This is a genomic window from Pseudomonas sp. C9D1, assembly GCF_056491235.1.
Genome location: NZ_JBSZIE010000002.1, coordinates 1,627,630 through 1,645,956, shown reverse-complemented (window position 1 = coordinate 1,645,956; position 18,327 = coordinate 1,627,630). Strand labels below are relative to the sequence as shown.

Sequence of the window (18,327 nt, the reverse complement as noted above, 5' to 3'; positions counted from 1 at the left end):
TGCCTTCCGTGAAGCCTCTCTCCCCTGGCTGAAGACGCCGTCCCGCACCACAAGTCGCCTGAGACCTTTTCACGCAGTTTCCCGGCTGCGCTTTTTGCTAGAATCCGCCCCCAGCGCCGGCCTTGCCGGCGCTGTCGTTTTTGTCACCCGGTCCGCCCTTTGCGTGGGCGACCACTGGAGGAAATCACCATGTCCCGGATCGTCGTCGCGGCGCTCTACAAGTTCGTCTCCCTGAAAGACTACGTCGCCCTGCGCGAACCCCTGCTCAAGACCCTGCTCGAGAACGACATCAAGGGCACGCTGCTGCTGGCGGAGGAGGGCATCAACGGCACCGTCTCCGGCACCCGCGAGAGCATTGACGCGCTGCTTGCCTGGCTCAAGGTCGACCCGCGCTTCATCGACCTCGACCACAAGGAGTCCTACTGCGACGAGCAGCCCTTCTACCGCACCAAGGTCAAGCTGAAGAAGGAGATCGTCACCCTGGGCGTGCCCGGCGTCGATCCCAACCAGCGCGTGGGTACCTACGTCGAGCCGCAGGACTGGAACGCCCTGATCAGCGACCCCGAGGTGCTGCTGATCGACACCCGCAACGACTACGAAGTGGCCATCGGCACCTTCGAGGGCGCGGTCGATCCCAAGACCAAGTCGTTCCGCGAATTCCCCGAGTACGTGCGCGAGCACTACGACCCGGCGGTGCACAAGAAGGTCGCGATGTTCTGCACCGGCGGCATCCGCTGCGAGAAAGCCTCGGCCTACATGCTGGGCGAAGGCTTCGAGGAGGTCTTCCACCTCAAGGGCGGCATCCTCAAGTACCTGGAAGAGGTGCCCGAGGCGGACACCCTCTGGCGCGGCGACTGCTTCGTCTTCGACAACCGCGTCACCGTGCGCCACGATCTGACCGAGGGCGACTTCGACCAGTGCCACGCCTGCCGCAACCCGATCTCGGTCGAGGATCGCCAATCGCCCCATTACGCCCCCGGCATCAGCTGCCCCCATTGCTGGGACAGCCTCAGCGAGAAGACCCGCGCCGGTGCCCGTGAGCGGCAGAAGCAGATCGAACTGGCCAAGGAACGCAACCTGCCGCACCCGATAGGTCGCAACCCGCGCCAGCCCATGGAGAGTTGAGAGAGCCCGATGCCCAAGACCCGCCTGCTCTACGTGATGGACCCGATGTGTTCCTGGTGCTGGGGCTTCGCCCCGGTGGCCGATGCCCTCGCAGAGCAGGCCCGTGCGGCCGGCGTCCCCATGCACCTGGTGGCGGGCGGCCTGCGCACCGGCCAGGGCGCCTCGCTCGACCCCAATACCCGGCGCTACATCCTCGAACACTGGCATGCGGTGCATGACGCCACCGGCCAGCCCTTCCGCTTCGAGGACGCGTTGCCGGACGGTTTCGTCTACGACACCGAGCCGGTCTGCCGCGCCTTGGTGGTGACCCGCTCGCTGCATGAAGAGGCCACCTGGCCGCTGGTCAAGCTGATCCAGCATGCCTTCTACGCCGAGGGGCGCGACGTGACCCAGGCGGCGGTGCTGGTGGAGCTGGCCGAGGCGGCCGGCATCCCGCGTATCGAGTTCGCCGAGGCCTTCGATGGCGCTGCCGCGCACCAGGCCACCGCCGAAGACTTCACCTGGGTGCAGGACCTGGGCATCGCCGGCTTCCCCACGCTGCTCGCCGAGCGTGACGGCCAGCTGGCGCTGCTGACCAACGGCTACCAGGGCCTGGATGAACTCGCGCCGCTGCTGGCCCGCTGGCTGGAGCGTGCGACCCATGCCTGATCGCCTCAGTTGGGCGGAGATCCGCCGCCTCGCCCTGCGTCACAGGAAGGCCCTGTGGCTGGCCAACCTGGTGGCGGTCTTCGCCACCCTGTGCAGCGTGCCCATCCCGCTGCTGCTGCCGCTGCTGGTGGACGAGGTGCTGCTCAAGCAGGGCGACGCCGCGCTGAAGTTCATGGACCGCTTCCTGCCCGACGGCTGGCAGGTGGCCGCCGGCTACATCGGCCTGATGCTGGTCACCACCCTGTTGCTGCGCAGCCTGGCGCTGGTGTTCAACGTGCTGCAGGCGCGGCTCTTCGCGCGGCTGTCGAAGGACATCGTCTACCGCCTGCGCGTGCGCCTGATCGAGCGCCTCAAGCGCATCTCCCTGGGTGAATACGAAAGCCTGGGCGGCGGCACCGTCTCCGCTCACCTGGTCACCGACCTGGACACCCTGGACAAATTCATCGGCGAGACCCTCAGCCGCTTCCTCGTGGCCATGCTCACCCTTGCCGGTACCGCCGGCATCCTGGTGTGGATGCACTGGAAGCTGGCGCTGCTGATCCTGCTGTTCAACCCACTGGTGATCTGGTCCACGGTGCAGTTGGGCAAGCGGGTCAAGCACCTGAAGAAGCTGGAGAACGACAGCACTTCGCGCTTCACCCAGGCGCTGACCGAAACCCTGGAAGCCATCCAGGAAGTGCGCGCCGGCAATCGCCAGGGTTTCTTCCTCGGCCGCCTCGGCCTGCGTGCCAAGGAAGTGCGTGACTACGCCGTCGCTTCGCAATGGAAGAGCGACGCCGCCGGGCGCACCAGCGGCCTGCTGTTCCAGTTCGGCATCGACGTGTTCCGCGCCGCGGCCATGCTTACCGTGCTGTTCTCGGACCTGTCCATCGGCCAGATGCTGGCGGTGTTCAGCTACCTCTGGTTCATGATCGGCCCGGTGGAGCAATTGCTCGGCCTGCAGTACTCCTACTACGCCGCAGGTGGCGCCCTGACGCGCATCAACGAGCTATTGGCCCGCGCCGACGAGCCGCAATATGCCGGCCGCGTCGACCCCTTCACCGGCCGCGAGACGGTGGGCGTGCAGGTGGAAGGGCTGCGTTTCGCCTATGGCGACGAGCCGGTGCTGGATGGCCTCGACCTGTCCATCGCCCCTGGCGAGAAGGTGGCCATAGTCGGCGCCAGCGGCGGCGGCAAGAGCACCCTGGTGCAGCTGCTGCTGGGCCTCTATACCGCCCAGGCCGGGACCATCCGCTTCGGCGGCGCCAGCCTGGAGGAGATCGGCCTGGAGCGCGTGCGCGAGCATGTGGCGGTGGTGCTGCAGCACCCGGCGCTGTTCAACGACAGCGTGCGCGCCAACCTCACCCTGGGCCGCGAGCGCAGTGACGAGGCCTGCTGGCGCACGCTGGAGATCGCCCAGCTGGCCGACACCATCCGCGCCTTGCCGCAAGGGCTGGACAGCATCGTCGGGCGTTCCGGCGTGCGCCTTTCCGGTGGGCAGCGCCAGCGCCTGGCGGTGGCGCGCATGGTGCTGGCCGACCCGCGCGTGGTGATCCTCGACGAAGCCACCTCGGCACTCGACGCCGCCACCGAATACGCCCTGCACCAGGCCCTGGCGCGCTTCCTCGAAGGGCGCACCACGCTGATCATCGCCCACCGCCTGTCTGCGGTTAAGCAGGCGGACCGGGTGCTGGTGTTCGACGGCGGGCGCATCGCCGAGGACGGCGACCACCAACGCCTGATCGCCGACGGCGGGCTCTACGCCAAGCTCTACGGCCACCTGCAGCACTGACCGGGCAGGCGTGGCGTCACGCTGGCACACCGCTCCGTCAACTTTTCATTACGCCATCGCCCGCCGGCCCCACGGCGGCCGTGGGCGTCTGCCCGGCGTAAGGAAAAGCTGCCGCCGGGCCAGGCGGCCATCACAGTTTCCCTGCGTATCTGTGCCTTGTTTCCGCGCCTCCGGGCGGGTGTGATGGCCCCCGCCACGCGTGCCGGCCACCGCCCACGCCCATGACAACAAAACCCGGAGGTCCCCGATGACCCCAGCCTTGCAGCCCGGCGCCCGTGCGCCTGGATTCCCCTTCGTCGCCTGTGCCTGTGACCCGTCGGCCTCGGCGCGCATCCCTGTCAACGCGAATCGTCGTGCCCGACCGCTCCCTGCCTGGGGGGAGGTGCCGCCCGACGCCCGCTGAAAGGTTCACCCGCCTTGCCATTCCGTCGCGCCACAAGCGCTGCGGGTCCGATTTCCGTCACGACAACAATCAAAAGGTGACGCCATGCACGACACGCAATCCCAGGGCACGCTCAAGCGCGGCCTGAAGAATCGCCATATCCAGCTGATCGCCCTCGGCGGCGCCATCGGCACCGGCCTGTTCCTCGGCTCGGCCGGGGTGCTCAAGTCCGCCGGGCCGTCGATGATCCTCGGCTACGCCATCTGCGGCTTCATCGCCTTCCTGATCATGCGCCAGCTCGGCGAGATGATCGTCGACGAGCCGGTGGCCGGCTCCTTCAGCCATTTCGCCCACAAGTACTGGGGCGGCTTCGCCGGCTTCCTCTCCGGCTGGAACTGCTGGGTGCTGTACATACTGGTGGGCATGTCCGAGCTCACCGCGGTGGGCAAGTACATCCACTTCTGGTGGCCGGAGGTGCCCACCTGGGCGACGGCTGCGGTGTTCTTCGTGGTGGTCAACGCCATCAACCTGGCCAACGTGAAGCTGTTCGGCGAGGCCGAGTTCTGGTTCGCCATGATCAAGGTGGTGGCCATCGTCGGGATGATCGTGCTTGGTTGCTGGCTGCTGTTCAGCGGCTCCGGCGGCGAGCAGGCGACCGTGTCCAACCTCTGGGCCCACGGCGGCTTCTTCCCCAATGGCATCGGCGGCCTGGTGATGGCGATGGCCTTCATCATGTTCTCCTTCGGGGGCCTGGAGATGCTCGGCTTCACCGCTGCCGAGGCCGAGAAGCCCGGCCAGGTGATCCCCAAGGCGATCAACCAGGTGATCTGGCGCATCCTCATCTTCTATGTCGGCGCCCTGGTGGTGCTGCTCTCCCTGAGCCCCTGGGATGCGCTGCTGGCCAGCATCAACAGCGCCGGCGACCCCTACAGCGGCAGCCCCTTCGTGAAGATCTTCGCGCTGATCGGCAGCGACGCCGCCGCGCACCTGCTGAACTTCGTGGTGCTCACCGCCGCGCTCTCGGTCTACAACAGCGGCACCTACTGCAACGGTCGCATGCTGGTGGGCCTGGCGGAGCAGGGCGATGCGCCGAAATCCCTGGCCCGCGTGGACAAGCGTGGCGTGCCGGTGCGGGCGCTGGTGGTCTCGGCGCTGGTGACCTTCCTCGCCGTGGTGGTGAACTACGTGGTGCCGCACAACGCCCTGGAGCTGCTGATGTCGCTGGTGGTGGCGGCGCTGGTGATCAACTGGGCGATGATCAGCTACTCGCACCTGAAGTTCCGTCAGCACAAGGATCGCGAAGGCATCCCCACCGCCTTCCGCGCCTTCTGGTCGCCCTTCGGCAACTGGCTGTGCCTGGCCTTCGTGGTGTTCATCCTCGGCGTGATGCTGCTGATCCCCGGCATCAAGGTGTCGGTCTATGCGATCCCGGTGTGGTTGCTGGTGATGTGGGGCTGCTACCGCCTGAAACTCTCCAGCGCGGCCCGCGCCAAGCAGGCCTACGCCGCGGGCTGATCCCGCCTCGCGTCATCCGGGCCCGGCCTCAGCGCCGGGCCTTTTTGCGGGTGCCGAACGCCGCCGTGGCGCCGCGCGGGGCGATCTGCGAGCATGTCGCGCCGCCTGTCCATGGAGGGCGCATCCGCAATGATCTTCGGTCCCGATCCCACCTTCATCCTGATCTTCGGCATCGCCGTGTTGCTGGCCGTACTGTCCGTGCCCGGCCTGCTGGCGCTCGGGCTGGCGCTGGCCCTGCCGCGCTCGCGGCGCCACGTGCTGGCGCGGCCCTGGCGCTATGGGGTGCTGGGCGTGCTGCTGTTGGGGTTCGCCGCCCTGGGCGTGCTGATGCTCTGCGAGGAGCGGCGCATGGAGGCGGAGAGGCAGGCCGAGCACGATGCCCTCAACCCGCGCCTGGAGCGTGACCTGCAACTGGGTGAGCTGGTCTTCCCGGCGGGCAGCCAGGTGCGCCTGGACACCTTCGAGCCGCTGGACTGGCAGGACCAGCCGCAGCCCCACGGGCTGGAGAGCCTGATCGAGGCCTGGCTGCCCAAACCACAACAGGTGCTGGGGCTGGAGGTGGACGCCCTGGAGCTGCCGCTGCACTACTCGTTCTCGCGCATGCGCCTGGTGCGCGACAGCGTCGTCGAGGGCTGGCCCTGCGCGGGCAACGACTGGGTGGAGTACCGCCGCGAGGTCGAGGAGCGTTTGCAGCCGTCGCGCTGGCACTTCGACCGTTGCCCGCTGGTGCCCGGCAGCCGGCTGTTCGGGCTGGAGTGGCCGCTGGGCAGCCTGGTCTACGGCAACGGTTACGGCTGGACCCTGCGGGTGTCCGACAGCGCCGGGCCGCTGCCGCTGGAGGGCATGAGCCTGCTGGAGCTGAACCTGATGCTCGACGGCGACCGCCACCTGCTGCGCTGGGACGGGCGCTTGGCCGAGCCCCACGCCCTGGGCGACTGGGACTACCCCGCCGGCACCCGCGTGCGCCACCTCGATGACCAGCGCCTGCTGCTGAGCCCCACCCGCGACGCGCCGGCGCGCAGCCGCGTGAGTGGCGAGCAGGTGACGTTCGGACAGTCGCTGGTGCAAGCGCGCGATGGGCGTGAACTGGGGCGTGAGAGCAACGAGCGGATGGGGGTGAATGACGTCTGGGAGTGACGGCCTACGGTCGACGCCCCAAGGGACGTCGGCACTATCCGAATCCCCCCTCGCACCCTGTGTATCTCCCGGCCTTGTCCCGCCGGGCACGGCCTGTATGGTGGTCCGTCGCCCCGGGGAGGAAGCCACAAGGAGTACTCACATGAAGCTTGCTCTGCAATTCGACGCATCCGTCGGCATCAACGTCCTGCGCCAGGTGATCCAGGCTGCTGGCGACAACCCCACCATTACCTTTAACGCCGCCCATGGCCTGGACGTCGGTGACCTGCTGTCGGTGGTCAGCGCGGCCGGCAGCGACAAGCAGCTGGTGCTGGCCTTCGATGGCGCCCGCCTGACGCCGCGCAACCTGCAGCAGGCCACCAGCTTCGCCGGCGAGAAGACCGCCATCCAGATCGGCAAGGGCCAGGAGGTCAACACCAGCGCCTTGCTCGCGGTAATCAACGCCGCCGGTGACGGCAAGCAGGTGCGGGTGGCCTTCAACGGCGCCCAGGCCGACGACGAGGCGCTGCGCCAACTGGTGGACGCGGCGGGTCGCCAGGTCGGCATCGACATCAATGGCGGGCACGCGGTGCCCATCGATCGCCTGCTGGGCATCATCGACGCGGCGGCCAAGGAGGGTGGGCTGGGCGTCGAGTTCAACGGCGCGCAACTGCTGGAGGCCAACATCCTCCAGGCCGTCGAGCGTGCCGGTGGCAGCACCGGCATCGGCATCAACTCCGCCCAGGCGATGAGCGAGGGCACCCTGCAGGCGGTGATGCAGGCGGCGGGCGACGGCACCCACCTGGGCCTGTCCTTCCACGGTGGGCAGCTCGATGACAAGGGCTTGCTGGCGGCCATCGAGGCGGCGGGCACCAACACCCATATCCAGGTCAACACGGCTCAGGCGATGGGGGCGGGCGCGCTGCTGCTGAGCATCAACGCCACCGGCAACACCAAGCGCTTCAGCGTCGAGTTCAACGGCGCCGAGCTGCCCTTCGGCAACCTGCAGCAGGCGGTGGAGGCGGCGGGGATCAACACCGCCATCAGCGTCAACACCGCCCAGGCCATGGACCAGAAGGCGCTGCACGCGGCCATCGAAGCCGCCGGCGACCTGAAGCGCCTGGACGCGCAGTTCAACGCCATGCAGATGCCGGTGGAGAGCCTCGGCCAATTGGTGGACGCATCCGGCAGCCGCATCGCGCTGACCGTCGCCGCCGCCCAGGCGCTGCCGCTGCCCGCCCTGCTGGAGGTGGTGCAGGCCGCCGGCTAAGCCCTCTTCACGCAGCCCCTCAACGACCAGGCCGCCTTCGGGCGGCCTGGTCGTTTTCGTTTTCAGGGCCGTATGTCGGGTGTATCGGGCTCGCGGGTTTCACCCGCTGACCTATGCCAAACCCCATAGCCACGGCACACATCCGTAGGTTGGCGCCGAGCGTAGCGAGGCCCAACTCGGCAAGGTCGACATCGGCACGTTGGGCTTCGTGCCTCAGCCCAACCTACAAGAGCGACGTATCGCCACCGGGCGGCCTCGTGCTTCGTAGGTCGGGTGCCACCCGGCAGCGGGGTGCATCGGGGCGCGCGGGTTTCACCCGCCCTACGAGGTTGTGCCTCGGCCCTTCGCGAATGAATTCGCTCCCACAGAAAGGAGGCTCGGTCACACCTGGAAGCGCGCTACCGATGTCTGCATGGCGGTGGCGACCTGATCGAGGCGCTGGGCGGAGTCGGCCAGCTCGTGCATGGCTTCGGTGTTCTGCCGCGACATGCGGGCGATCATCTCCACTCGGTGGGCCACCTCGCTGCTGGCCTTGGATTGTTCGCCGATGGTCTGGGAAATCTCTTCCACCACTTCGGCGGCGCGATGGGCGCCGTCGCGGATCTCGCTGATGGAGGAGCCAGCCTGGGTGGCCAGGGAGACGCCGTCGTTCACCCGCGTGACCCCGGTCTGCATGCTGCTCACCGCCTGTTCGGTGCTTTCGCGGATGCGTTCGATCATGCCGGTGATCTCCTGGGTGGATTGCGCCGTGCGCGCGGCCAGGTTGCGCACCTCGTCGGCCACCACGGCGAAGCCGCGACCCGCCTCGCCGGCCCGCGCGGCCTCGATGGCGGCGTTGAGCGCCAGCAGGTTGGTCTGCTCGGCGATGCTCTTGATCACCTGGATGATCGAGTGGATTTCCTCGGAGGAGCGGCCCAGCGCGGTAATGGTGCTGGACGAGCTGTTCACCGCGTCGGCGATACGGTTCATGCCATCGACGACGCCGAGGATCACCTGCCCGCCATTGCTGGCCAGGCCTTCGGAATGGGCGGAGATGCCCTGGGCATTGCGCGCGTGGTCGGCGATCTGGGCGATGTTGGCCATCATTTCCTCCATCGCCGCGGCCATGCTGGTGGCGCTGTCGGCCTGCTCGCTAGCGCCGTCGACGATGCCGCGCGAGGTGTCGCTGAGGCTGTGGGCGGTGCCGTGCAGTTCTTCGCTCTCGTGGCGGATGGCGGTGATCATCTGGCGCAGGTTGCTCTGCATGTCCGCCAGCGCCTGTTGCAGTTGCCCGGCTTCGTCCTGGCTGTCGACACTGATGATGTTGCGCAGGTTGCCCTGGGCGATGGCGCGGGCCGCGGCGACGGTTTTTTCCAATGGGCGCAGCACGGCGCGCATCAGTTGCCCGGTGGCCAGGCAGAGCACCAGGCAGACCACCAGGATGCCGCCGACCAGCCACAAGGCGGCGCGGCTCACCGCGGCTTCGCTGTCCTTGCGCGCCTCGGTGGCGTGGGCTTCGATCATGCTGCTGAGGGCTTCGTTGCGCTCTTCCAGCTCGCCGAAGGAGGTGTTGAAGGCCGGCAGCTCGGCGCGCGCCGCGGCGGGGTCGCGCAGGGCGTGGTCGATGATCTTCTCGGCCGCGCCTATGTACGCCTCCAGGGCTGGCTGGGAGTCGGCTATGGCGCGTTTGATTTCGGCACTCAGGGGCAGGCGGGCGTTCTCGCCCATGGCCTTGCGGAACCAGTCGCTGTGTTCCTTGAGGTCCTGACGCACCTGGTCGGCGGCAGCTGTGTCCCCGGGTTCGGCGACGAAGGCGGCGAGCACATCGGCGCGCAAGGCGTCGTGCATCATGTCGCCTTCCAGGTGGTTGCGCAGGGCGCTGACACTCAACTCGTTCTCCGCCAGGGCGTCGGCGAGGCGAGTCTGGCCCCAGAAGCCGATGCCGCCGAGCAGGGCGGCGGCGATGACGCTGATGGCTCCCGAAGCCACCATTTTCTGGCGAATGTTCATGCCGCTCCTCCCTTGGTGCTGGCTGGCTGCTAAAGCGTAGCCCAGCGGCGCGATAAGGCATCAGCGGCATGCGTTGCAGCCCGGTGCCAGGGCCGTTTCAGCGGCGATTCCCGCGAGTGATAACGATTCGATCGTTATCACGCGTCGAACGGCCGGCGGGTCACCAGAGCGCAATGCTATAGCTGAGGATCAGGCGGTTTTCGTCCAGGTCGTTGCCAAAGTGCGTGGACCTGACCGTTGCATTGCGCCATTTGACGCCGAGATTCTTCAGCGGCCCTTCCTGGACTACGTACGCGATGTCGGTGTCGCGTTCCCATTCGCGGCCCTCCGGCTTGCCGGCGCCGAGATCGATGCCGTCGCCGCTGAGGTAGCGGGTCATGAAGGTGAGGCCCGGAACGCCGACCGCGGCAAAGTTGAAGTCGTAGCGGGCCTGCCACGAGGCTTCATCCTTGCTGGCGAAGTCTCCGATCTGCACGAAGTTGACCAGATACGCATCCGCGCCGTTGATGTAGGCAAACCCGGTATCGCCGCTCATGCGTTGATAGCCGACGCCAACGGCATGACCGCCGATACCGTAGGTGAACAGGGCGCCGAGCGCGCGGTTGTCGACGTTGCTTCCGCCATCGCTCGTGGAGCGGGCGAAGCGGATATCGCTCTTCAACGACTGGCCACCGTCGAGCGCCAGGACATGGTTGAGCGTCACGTAGTGCTGGCGATAGATGTTGTCCAGGGCGCCGTAGCTGTAGCCGGTGCTCAGGTTGCCGTTCCAGGCGTAGGTGAGGCTGGCGAAGTCGAAGGCGTCGCTCGTGGCATGGCGCGTGCGAATGCCCTTCACCCCGACGGCGGTGGTAACGGCCATGTCCTCGTGGTCGCTGGAGTCCCGTTGGTTGACCTGGGTAAGGCGCCCCGTGTCGAGGGTCAACCCTTCGATCTCGCGCATGTTCAGCTGGCCGCCGCGAAAGGTCTGCGGCAGCAGGCGCGAGTCGTTGGGCATCAATACAGGCAGCTTGGGGGTCAGGGTGCCGAGTTTCAGGACGCTCTGGGACGCGCGCAGTTTGGCCGTCAGCCCCAGGTCGGAGTAGGCGTCCTGGGCGCGCCGTGGCGCTTCTCGATCGCGCTGGAGCAGCCCGGTGCCCGAGCGTTCGGGGCTGGAGTCGAGCTTGACCCCGAGCAGGCCGATGGCATCGACCCCGACACCGAGGGTGCCGTCGGTGAAACCGGATTCGTAGCGCAGCAGAAAGCCCTGCGCCCACTCTTCGGCCTTCGCTTGGGGGGCGCCTTCCTGGCGGAAGTCGCGGTTGAAGTAGAAGTTGCGCAATTCCAGGCTGGCCTTGCTCTCGTCGAGGAAGGCGGCATGGGCCGGGATACCGAGGCTCGTGATGCTCGCGGCCAGCAGCAGGCGAGGCAGTTGGCGTGGTCTGTGATGCATGGTGAAGTCCTTTTGTTTTTATTGGAGGAACGACGGTCCCTCACGCCCGGTGAGGGCGGGGCGTGAGGGGGTGGTTTTGCTAGTCGCGCTGGACGGCGAGTGCCACGCCCTGGCCACCGCCGATACAGAGCGTGGCCAGGCCTTTGCGCGCGCCACTGCGCTGCATTTCGTGCAGCAGGGTGACCAGGATTCGGCAGCCGGAAGCGCCAATCGGGTGGCCCAGGGCGATGGCGCCGCCATTGACGTTGACCTTGGCGCTGTCCCAGCGCAGCTCGCGGGCAACGGCCAGGGCCTGGGCGGCGAAGGCTTCGTTGGCCTCGATGAGGTCCACGTCTTCGAGCTGCCAGCCGGCCCTTTCCAGCACCTTGCAGGTGGCGAAGACCGGGCCGACCCCCATGATCGCCGGGTCGACACCCGCCGCGGCGGCCGCGACGACACGGGCCATCGTCGGCAGGCCCAGCGCTGCGGCCTTGTCGGCGCTCATCAGCAGCACGGCGGCGGCGCCGTCATTGAGCGTCGATGAGTTGCCTGCCGTGACGGTGCCGTCGGCTTTGAACACCGCGCGCAGCCTGCCCAGGCTGGCGTGGGTCGTGCCGTCACGCGGCTGCTCGTCACGGGCGAAAACGATCGGCTCGCCCTTGGGCTGGGGAACCTGCACCGGGGTGATTTCCGCGTCGAAGCGGCCGCTGTCGATGGCTGCGCTCGCACGTCGCTGCGAGGTGGCCGCGAAGATGTCCTGCTCGTCACGGCAGATCCCGTACTGTTCGGCCAGGTTTTCCGCGGTGATGCCCATGTGGTAGTCGTTGAACGCATCCCACAGGCCATCCCGGATCATGGTGTCGATCACCTGCTGGTGGCCCATGCGCAGCCCGGTGCGCGCCTGGGGAATGACGTAGGGCGCCAGGCTCATGCTTTCCTGCCCGCCGGCAATGATCACCTCGGCATCACCGCAGGCAATGGCCTGGTAGCCCAGTTGCACCGCCTTGAGCCCCGAGCCGCAGACCTTGTTCAGGGTCATCGCCGGTACGGTATGCGGCAGGCCGGCCTTGAGCGCGGCCTGTCTTGCGGTGTTCTGTCCCGCGCCGGCGGTGAGCACGTGCCCCATGATCACCTCGTCGACCATCGCACCCTCGAGGGCGGTCCGGGCGAGCAGGCTGCGTATGACCCCGGCCCCGAGCTCCACCGCGGGAACCCGTGCCAAGCTGCCCTGGAACGCGCCGATGGCGGTGCGGGTGGCGGCGACAATCACGACATCACGCATAAACACTCCTGTGTTGCGATCCACCCCCGTGGGCTGGATTGCGAAGAAAAAACGCGGTCCCCAGAGGCGAGGCCGCGTAACGCTCAATCGTCAGAACTGGTCGGCGTCGAGGCCGAACAAGGGCTCGCTGCCGGCACGGATGCTGGCCTCCAGGCTCAGGATCCGTGGCAGCAGGCGCTGGAAATAGAAGTCCGCGGTCGCGAGTTTGGCGCCATAGAAGGCCTCGTCTTCAGCGCGCTTGCTCAGCGCCACCTGGGCCATGCGCGACCACAGCCAGGCATAGGCGACGTAGCCGAACAGGTGCAGGAACTCCACCGAGGCGGCACCGACTTCATTGGGGTTGTCCTTGGCCTGCCGAAGCAGCCAGGCGGCGGTGTCTTCCAGGCGCTGCACCGCATCGAGCAGGGCCTCGCGATGGGGTACGTCGGCCTGGGCGAAGACGCGGATCTCGCGGGTGAACTGCAGCAGGGCCGCGCCCCCGTTGGCGACGACCTTGCGGCCGAGCAGATCGAGGGCCTGGATGCCGTTGGTGCCTTCGTAGATCTGGGCGATGCGCACGTCGCGCACGAGTTGCTCCTGCCCCCACTCACGGATGTAGCCGTGCCCGCCGAACACCTGCTGGCCATGCACCGTGCTTTCCAGGCCGCTGTCGGTGAAGAAGGCCTTGGCCACGGGCGTGAGCAGCGCAACCAGGTTCTCGGCGGCCTGCTTCTCGGCCGCGTCGTCGCTGAATTTGCTCAGGTCGAGTTGCTGGCCGACGTAGCAGGCGAAGGCGCGGCCGCCCTCGGTCATCGCCTTGATCGAGAGCAGCATGCGGCGCACATCCGGGTGCACGATGATCGGGTCGGCCAGTTTGTCCTGCCGTTGGGGGCCCCCGGGGGCGCGGCTCTGGATGCGCTCCCGGGCGTAGCCGACGGCGTTCTGGTAAGAAGCCTCCGCGCAACCGATGCCCTGGATACCGATCGACAGCCGCTCGTAATTCATCATGGTGAACATGGCGGCCAGGCCCTTGTTCTCCTCGCCGATCAGGTAGCCTTCCGCACCCTCGAAGTTCATCACGCAGGTGGCCGAGGCCTTGATGCCCATCTTGTGCTCGATGGAGCCGCAGCCCACGGCATTGGCCGCCCCCAGTGACCCGTCGGCGTCGACCTTGATCTTCGGCACGAGGAACAGCGAGATGCCTTTCGGCCCGGCGGGTGCGTCCGGCAACTTGGCCAGCACCAGGTGGATGATGTTCTCGGTCAGGTCCTGCTCGCCGCCGGTGATGAAGATCTTGCTCCCGGTGATGGCGTAGCTGCCGTTGGCCTGGGGCTGCGCGCGGGTCCGAATGATGCCCAGGTCGGTGCCGGCATGCGCTTCGGTCAGGCACATGGAGCCTGCCCAGCGGCCTTCGTACATGGGCTGCAGGTAGGTGTTTTTCAGCGTTTCGCTGGCGTGGGCGTCGATGGCCAGGCAGGCGCCGGAACTCAATGCCGAGTACAGGGCAAAGCTGGAGCCGGCGGCGTAGAGCATTTCCTCGAACTGAACGGCAAGCATCTTGGGCATGCCCATGCCGCCGTACTGCGGGTTGCCCGACAAGCCGACCCAGCCGCCTTCGATGTAGGTGGCATAGGCCTGTTTGAAGCCTGCCGGCGTGCTGACGGCACCGTTGGCCCACTGTGCGCCTTCCTCATCGCCGCTGCGGTTGAGCGGGGCGATCAGGCTGCCGGTGACCTTGGCGGCTTCTTCCAGGATGGCGTCGGCGGTCTCGCCGTCGACGATCTCCGCCAGGGCCGGCAGGCGTGCCCACAGGCGTGGGGCGTCGAACACCTCGTGGAGGACGAAGCGCAGGTCGCGCAGGGGGGCGTTGTACTCGGGCATCGGTAACCTCGTTCAGGCGCGGGGTGTAAAAAGGAGCCGCGCGTGCGCGGCTCGTAAGGTCGGGTGGCCAACGAGCAACCACCCTCTGGAGTGTTCTGGTTCAGTGGCTGGCGGCGGCAGCGGCCCCCAGGCCGGTCTGGGCGCGCACGAACTGGTCATCGAATGCCGCACGCTCACGGGCGGCCCGGGTGGTGCGGTCCAGCTTGGAAACCACCACGATGACGAGAAACGCCAGCGGCATGGAGAACAGGGCAGGGTGGTCGTAGGGGTAGATCGCCGCGGCATGGCCCAGTACCGATACCCACACCGCAGGCGACAGGATCACCAGCACCAGTGCGGTGAGCAGCCCCACGAACCCACCTGCCAAGGCACCACGCGTGGTCAGGTTCTTCCAGTACATGGCCATGATCAGGACCGGGAAGTTGGTCGAGGCGGCGATACCGAAGGTCAGGCCGACGAGGAACGCGACGTTCTGCTTCTCGAAGAGGATGCCCAGGCCGATTGCGACGATGCCCAGGCAAACGGTCGCGATGCGGGTTACGCGCATCTCTTGCGCTTCCGTAGCGGTGCCTTTCTTCAGCACGCTGGCGTAGAGGTCATGGGAGATGGCCGAGGCGCCTGCCAGGGCGAGGCCCGATACCACCGCCAGGATGGTGGCGAAGGCCACCGCAGAAAGGAAACCGAGGAACAGGTTGCCGCCCACCGCCTTCGCCAGGTGCATGGCAACCATGTTGCCGCCGCCGATCAGGGCGCCTTTGATATCGCCGCCGACGAAGAACTGCGGGTCGGTGCCGACGATGACGATGGCGCTGTACCCCAGCACCATGACCACCAGGAAGAAGAAGCCGATGAAGCCGGTGGCGTAGAACACCGACTTGCGGGCTTCCTTGGCGTTGGGCACGGTGAAGAAGCGCATCAGGATATGCGGCAGGCCGGCGATGCCGAACACCAGGCCGAGGGACAGGGAGGCCGCGTTGATCGGGTCGGCCAGCATGGAACCCGGCCCCATGATGTTCCAGCCCAGGGCGTGGGCGTCTACCGCTCGAGTGGCCAGGTTCTCCAGGCTGAAGCCGAACTCGGACAGCGCCAGCCCGGCCAGGGTGGTGCCCCCGGCAAGCAGCAGGACCGCCTTGATGATCTGCACCCAGGTGGTGGCGATCATGCCGCCGAAGATCACATAGACCAGCATGAGCACGCCGACCACCATCACCGCGGTGGTGTATTCGAGGCCGAACAGCAGCTTGATCAGTTGACCCGCGCCGACCATTTGCACCACCAGGTAGCAGCACACCACGGTCAGCGAGCCCAGGGCTGCGAAGGTTCGAATCCTTGACTGATCGAGGCGATAGGAAACGATGTCGGCGAAGGTGAAGCGTCCGAGATTGCGCAGGCGTTCGGCCATGAGGAAGGTGATGATCGGCCAGCCGACGAAGAACGCCACGGTATAGACGAAGCCGTCGTATCCCTTGGCGAACACCAGGCTCGACAGGCCCAGCAGCGTCGCGGCGGACATGTAGTCACCCGCGATCGCCAGGCCATTCTGGAACCCGCTGATACCGCCTCCTGCGGTGTAGAAGTCCGAGGTCGAGCGGGTCTGCCGCGCGGCCCACCAGGTGATCGCCAGCGTGCCCATGACAAACACGAAGAACATGGCGATCGCGTGCAGGTTGATCGGTTGTTTTTCCGCAACCAGAGGGGCGGCGAAAGCGCTGATGGGGGCGAGGAGCAGGCCCGCCAGGCCAAGCGTGCGCAGCCGCATCATTTCAGCTCCTTCATGAACTCGGCGCTGAGGGCGTCGAACCGGGTGTTGGAGCGGTAGACGTACCAACCGGTGCACAGCCAGGACAGCACGATGATCGCGGTTGCCACGGGGATGCCCACGGTCAGTTGGCGACCTTCGCTCAGAGGGCTGTGCAGCGCGGCCGGGTGGAAGGCGACCACCAGCATGAACAGGTAATAGGCACCCAGGACGGCGGCGCTCAGTGACCAGGCCAGGCGCGAGCGACTGCGCACCAGTTGCTGAAATCTCGGGTTCGCGCGAATACGTTCACAATGCTGCGCATGGGAGGGTTCGGTGGGGGTCATGGTGTGGCTCCTTGTTTTTGTTGTTGCCCGTTTTTCAGGCGCAGGGCGCCAGGGCGACGGAAATCAATCCGTCGCCTTGTCAGAATCGCGAGTGTTTAGAGGGCCTTGGCGATATCGCGCAGGAGGTACTTCTGGATCTTCCCGGTCGAGGTTTTCGGCAGGTCGGTGAAGATCACGGTGCGGGGCACCTTGAAGCCGGCCAGGTGATCACGACAGAACCCGATGATGTCGCTTTCGCGCAGGTTCGGGTGGGTGGCCTTGAGGGTGACGAAGGCACAGGGCGTCTCGCCCCACTTCTCGTCTGGGCGGGCTACCACCGCCGCCTCCAGAACGGCGGGGTGGCGGTAGATCACGCCTTCGAGCTCGATGGTGGAGATGTTCTCGCCACCGGAAATGATGATGTCCTTCAGGCGATCCTTGATTTCCACGTAGCCGTCCGGGTGGCAAACGGCGAGGTCGCCGGTATGGAACCAGCCGCCCTCGAACGCCTCTGCCGTGGCGCTGGGGTTCTTCAGATAGCCCTTCATCACCGTGTTGCCCCGCATGAATATCTCGCCGATGGTCTGGCCGTCGCGCGGGGTCGGCTCCAGCGTCTTCGGGTCACCGACCATCACCCCCTCGAGGGTCGGGTAGCGGACGCCCTGGCGGGCTTTGATCTCGGCACGCCGCTCCAGCGGCAGGGCGTCCCACTCCGCATGCCAGGCGCACAGCGTCACCGGGCCATACACCTCGGTGAGTCCATAGACGTGGGTGACGCGAATGCCCATTTCCTCCACGGCACCTATCACTTTGGCCGGTGGCGCGGCCCCGGCGACCATCGCATTGACGGGGTGATCGATAGCGGCCTTGGCTTCGGTCGGCATGTTGACCAGGGCATTGAGCACGATGGGCGCGCCGCACAGGTGGGTCACCTGCTCGTCGCGGATCAGGGTAAGGATCTTCTGCGGGTCGACGCGACGCAGGAAGACGTGAACGCCGGCGAGCGCGGTGATCGTCCACGGGTAGCACCAGCCGTTGCAGTGAAACATCGGCAGCGTCCACAGGTAGACCGGGTGGTTGCCCATGGCCCAGGTCATCTGGTTGCCCAGGGCGTTCAGGTAGGCGCCGCGGTGGTGATAGACCACCCCCTTGGGGTTGCCGGTGGTGCCGGAGGTGTAGTTGAGGCTGATCGCCTGCCATTCGTCTTCCGGCCATTGCCAGGCGAACTCGGGATCGCCCTCCGCGAGGAAGGCTTCGTAATCCAGGTCGCTCACGGCCTGGCTTTCACCGTACTCCGGGTCGTCGACATCGATGACCAGCGGCGGATGGTCGAGCATGCCGATGGCCGCGTGGATCACGTCGAAGAATTCGCGGTCGGCGATCACGACCTTGGCCTCGCCGTGCTGCAGCATGAAGGCGATGGCCTCCGCATCCAGGCGCACGTTGAGGGTGTTGAGCACCGCGCCAATCATCGGCACCCCGAAGTGCGCCTCGAGCATGGCGGGGATGTTCGGCAGCATCACCGCCACCGTGTCCCCCTTGCCGATACCGCGCCCGGCCAGAGCAGAGGCCAGGCGCCGGCAACGGCTGTAGGTTTCCGCCCATGTGCGGCGGATCGAACCGTGGACCACGGCCGGGTAATCGGGATAGACGCTGGCGGTGCGCTCGATGAAGCTGAGCGGCGACAGGGCGATGTGGTTCACGGCTGCAGGGGCAAGACCCTGTTCGAAGATCGACATGCTGGGCATCCGGTGGCTGATTGTTAGCTCTGTGGGTCTGCATCATCCGCTGTTGGGGGGCAGGCGGCAGATCATTGCCATGTTTTATATAACAATCCAGGTTGAATATGGAAGTAATACCTGTGTCGTATGGTATATATACTATATATTCTGGGTTT

Annotated in this window: 13 protein-coding genes; 6 read left to right on the top strand and 7 right to left on the bottom strand. The window is 66.7% G+C overall.

The genetic code is table 11. The features are described 5' to 3' along the window. Nucleotides 1-189 precede the first annotated feature (189 nt). The 6 genes from trhO (at nucleotide 190) to ACXI0U_RS15695 (ending at nucleotide 7,827) form a co-directional block, all read left to right on the top strand. Nucleotides 190-1,125: an oxygen-dependent tRNA uridine(34) hydroxylase TrhO gene (gene trhO, locus ACXI0U_RS15720; RefSeq protein WP_021218436.1), complete on the top strand. Its 936-nt coding sequence runs from the start codon at nucleotides 190-192 to the stop codon at nucleotides 1,123-1,125. Between the two features lie 45 nt (nucleotides 1,126-1,170). Continuing rightward, a complete protein-coding gene (locus ACXI0U_RS15715) occupies nucleotides 1,171-1,773 on the top strand; it encodes a DsbA family protein (protein ID WP_162164737.1) in 603 nt (200 codons plus the stop codon). After that, the gene (locus ACXI0U_RS15710; RefSeq protein ID WP_479550537.1) at nucleotides 1,766-3,544 is read left to right on the top strand and encodes an ABC transporter ATP-binding protein; all 1,779 of its coding nucleotides are present in this window, start codon (nucleotides 1,766-1,768) and stop codon (nucleotides 3,542-3,544) included. Before ACXI0U_RS15715 ends, ACXI0U_RS15710 begins: the two co-directional genes overlap by 8 nt. A gap of 487 nt (nucleotides 3,545-4,031) precedes the next feature. Next, a complete protein-coding gene (locus tag ACXI0U_RS15705; RefSeq protein ID WP_021218439.1) occupies nucleotides 4,032-5,441 on the top strand; it encodes an amino acid permease in 1,410 nt (469 codons plus the stop codon). Nucleotides 5,442-5,570: 129 nt separating this feature from the next. Next, nucleotides 5,571-6,578 carry a hypothetical protein gene (locus tag ACXI0U_RS15700; protein ID WP_479550536.1) on the top strand — a complete coding sequence of 336 codons (1,008 nt, stop codon included), beginning with the start codon at nucleotides 5,571-5,573 and terminating at the stop codon, nucleotides 6,576-6,578. A gap of 142 nt (nucleotides 6,579-6,720) precedes the next feature. Next, entirely contained in the window at nucleotides 6,721-7,827 is a 1,107-nt protein-coding gene (locus ACXI0U_RS15695; protein ID WP_479550535.1) for a hypothetical protein, read from the top strand. A 381-nt stretch (nucleotides 7,828-8,208) separates the two neighbouring features. Here ACXI0U_RS15695 and ACXI0U_RS15690 read toward each other — a convergent pair whose 3' ends face one another. The 7 genes from ACXI0U_RS15690 to ACXI0U_RS15660 form a co-directional block, all read right to left on the bottom strand. Then, the gene (locus ACXI0U_RS15690; protein WP_043246387.1) at nucleotides 8,209-9,816 is read right to left on the bottom strand and encodes a methyl-accepting chemotaxis protein; all 1,608 of its coding nucleotides are present in this window, start codon (nucleotides 9,814-9,816) and stop codon (nucleotides 8,209-8,211) included. A gap of 160 nt (nucleotides 9,817-9,976) precedes the next feature. Next, the gene (locus tag ACXI0U_RS15685) at nucleotides 9,977-11,245 is read right to left on the bottom strand and encodes an OprD family porin (protein WP_021218443.1); all 1,269 of its coding nucleotides are present in this window, start codon (nucleotides 11,243-11,245) and stop codon (nucleotides 9,977-9,979) included. A 79-nt stretch (nucleotides 11,246-11,324) separates the two neighbouring features. After that, nucleotides 11,325-12,506 carry an acetyl-CoA C-acetyltransferase gene (locus ACXI0U_RS15680; RefSeq protein WP_431482435.1) on the bottom strand — a complete coding sequence of 394 codons (1,182 nt, stop codon included), beginning with the start codon at nucleotides 12,504-12,506 and terminating at the stop codon, nucleotides 11,325-11,327. Nucleotides 12,507-12,596: 90 nt separating this feature from the next. Then, nucleotides 12,597-14,366: an acyl-CoA dehydrogenase C-terminal domain-containing protein gene (locus ACXI0U_RS15675; protein ID WP_431482434.1), complete on the bottom strand. Its 1,770-nt coding sequence runs from the start codon at nucleotides 14,364-14,366 to the stop codon at nucleotides 12,597-12,599. A 100-nt stretch (nucleotides 14,367-14,466) separates the two neighbouring features. Continuing rightward, nucleotides 14,467-16,128: a cation acetate symporter gene (locus ACXI0U_RS15670; protein WP_479550534.1), complete on the bottom strand. Its 1,662-nt coding sequence runs from the start codon at nucleotides 16,126-16,128 to the stop codon at nucleotides 14,467-14,469. Continuing rightward, a complete protein-coding gene (locus tag ACXI0U_RS15665; RefSeq protein WP_271658576.1) occupies nucleotides 16,125-16,451 on the bottom strand; it encodes a DUF485 domain-containing protein in 327 nt (108 codons plus the stop codon). Before ACXI0U_RS15665 ends, ACXI0U_RS15670 begins: the two co-directional genes overlap by 4 nt. A 95-nt stretch (nucleotides 16,452-16,546) precedes the next feature. Beyond that, a complete protein-coding gene (locus tag ACXI0U_RS15660; RefSeq protein ID WP_479550533.1) occupies nucleotides 16,547-18,169 on the bottom strand; it encodes an acyl-CoA synthetase in 1,623 nt (540 codons plus the stop codon). Between the last annotated feature and the right edge of the window lie 158 nt (nucleotides 18,170-18,327).

Coding starts and splice junctions, on each gene's coding strand:
- ACXI0U_RS15705 (WP_021218439.1), top strand. CDS start 4,032: ATGCACGACACGCAATCCCAGGGCACGCTCAAGCGCGGCCTGAAGAAT.
- ACXI0U_RS15685 (WP_021218443.1), bottom strand. CDS start 11,245: ATGCATCACAGACCACGCCAACTGCCTCGCCTGCTGCTGGCCGCGAGC.
- ACXI0U_RS15700 (WP_479550536.1), top strand. CDS start 5,571: ATGATCTTCGGTCCCGATCCCACCTTCATCCTGATCTTCGGCATCGCC.
- ACXI0U_RS15665 (WP_271658576.1), bottom strand. CDS start 16,451: ATGACCCCCACCGAACCCTCCCATGCGCAGCATTGTGAACGTATTCGC.
- ACXI0U_RS15675 (WP_431482434.1), bottom strand. CDS start 14,366: ATGCCCGAGTACAACGCCCCCCTGCGCGACCTGCGCTTCGTCCTCCAC.
- ACXI0U_RS15710 (WP_479550537.1), top strand. CDS start 1,766: ATGCCTGATCGCCTCAGTTGGGCGGAGATCCGCCGCCTCGCCCTGCGT.
- ACXI0U_RS15660 (WP_479550533.1), bottom strand. CDS start 18,169: ATGTCGATCTTCGAACAGGGTCTTGCCCCTGCAGCCGTGAACCACATC.
- ACXI0U_RS15680 (WP_431482435.1), bottom strand. CDS start 12,506: ATGCGTGATGTCGTGATTGTCGCCGCCACCCGCACCGCCATCGGCGCG.
- trhO (WP_021218436.1), top strand. CDS start 190: ATGTCCCGGATCGTCGTCGCGGCGCTCTACAAGTTCGTCTCCCTGAAA.
- ACXI0U_RS15715 (WP_162164737.1), top strand. CDS start 1,171: ATGTGTTCCTGGTGCTGGGGCTTCGCCCCGGTGGCCGATGCCCTCGCA.
- ACXI0U_RS15695 (WP_479550535.1), top strand. CDS start 6,721: ATGAAGCTTGCTCTGCAATTCGACGCATCCGTCGGCATCAACGTCCTG.
- ACXI0U_RS15670 (WP_479550534.1), bottom strand. CDS start 16,128: ATGATGCGGCTGCGCACGCTTGGCCTGGCGGGCCTGCTCCTCGCCCCC.
- ACXI0U_RS15690 (WP_043246387.1), bottom strand. CDS start 9,816: ATGAACATTCGCCAGAAAATGGTGGCTTCGGGAGCCATCAGCGTCATC.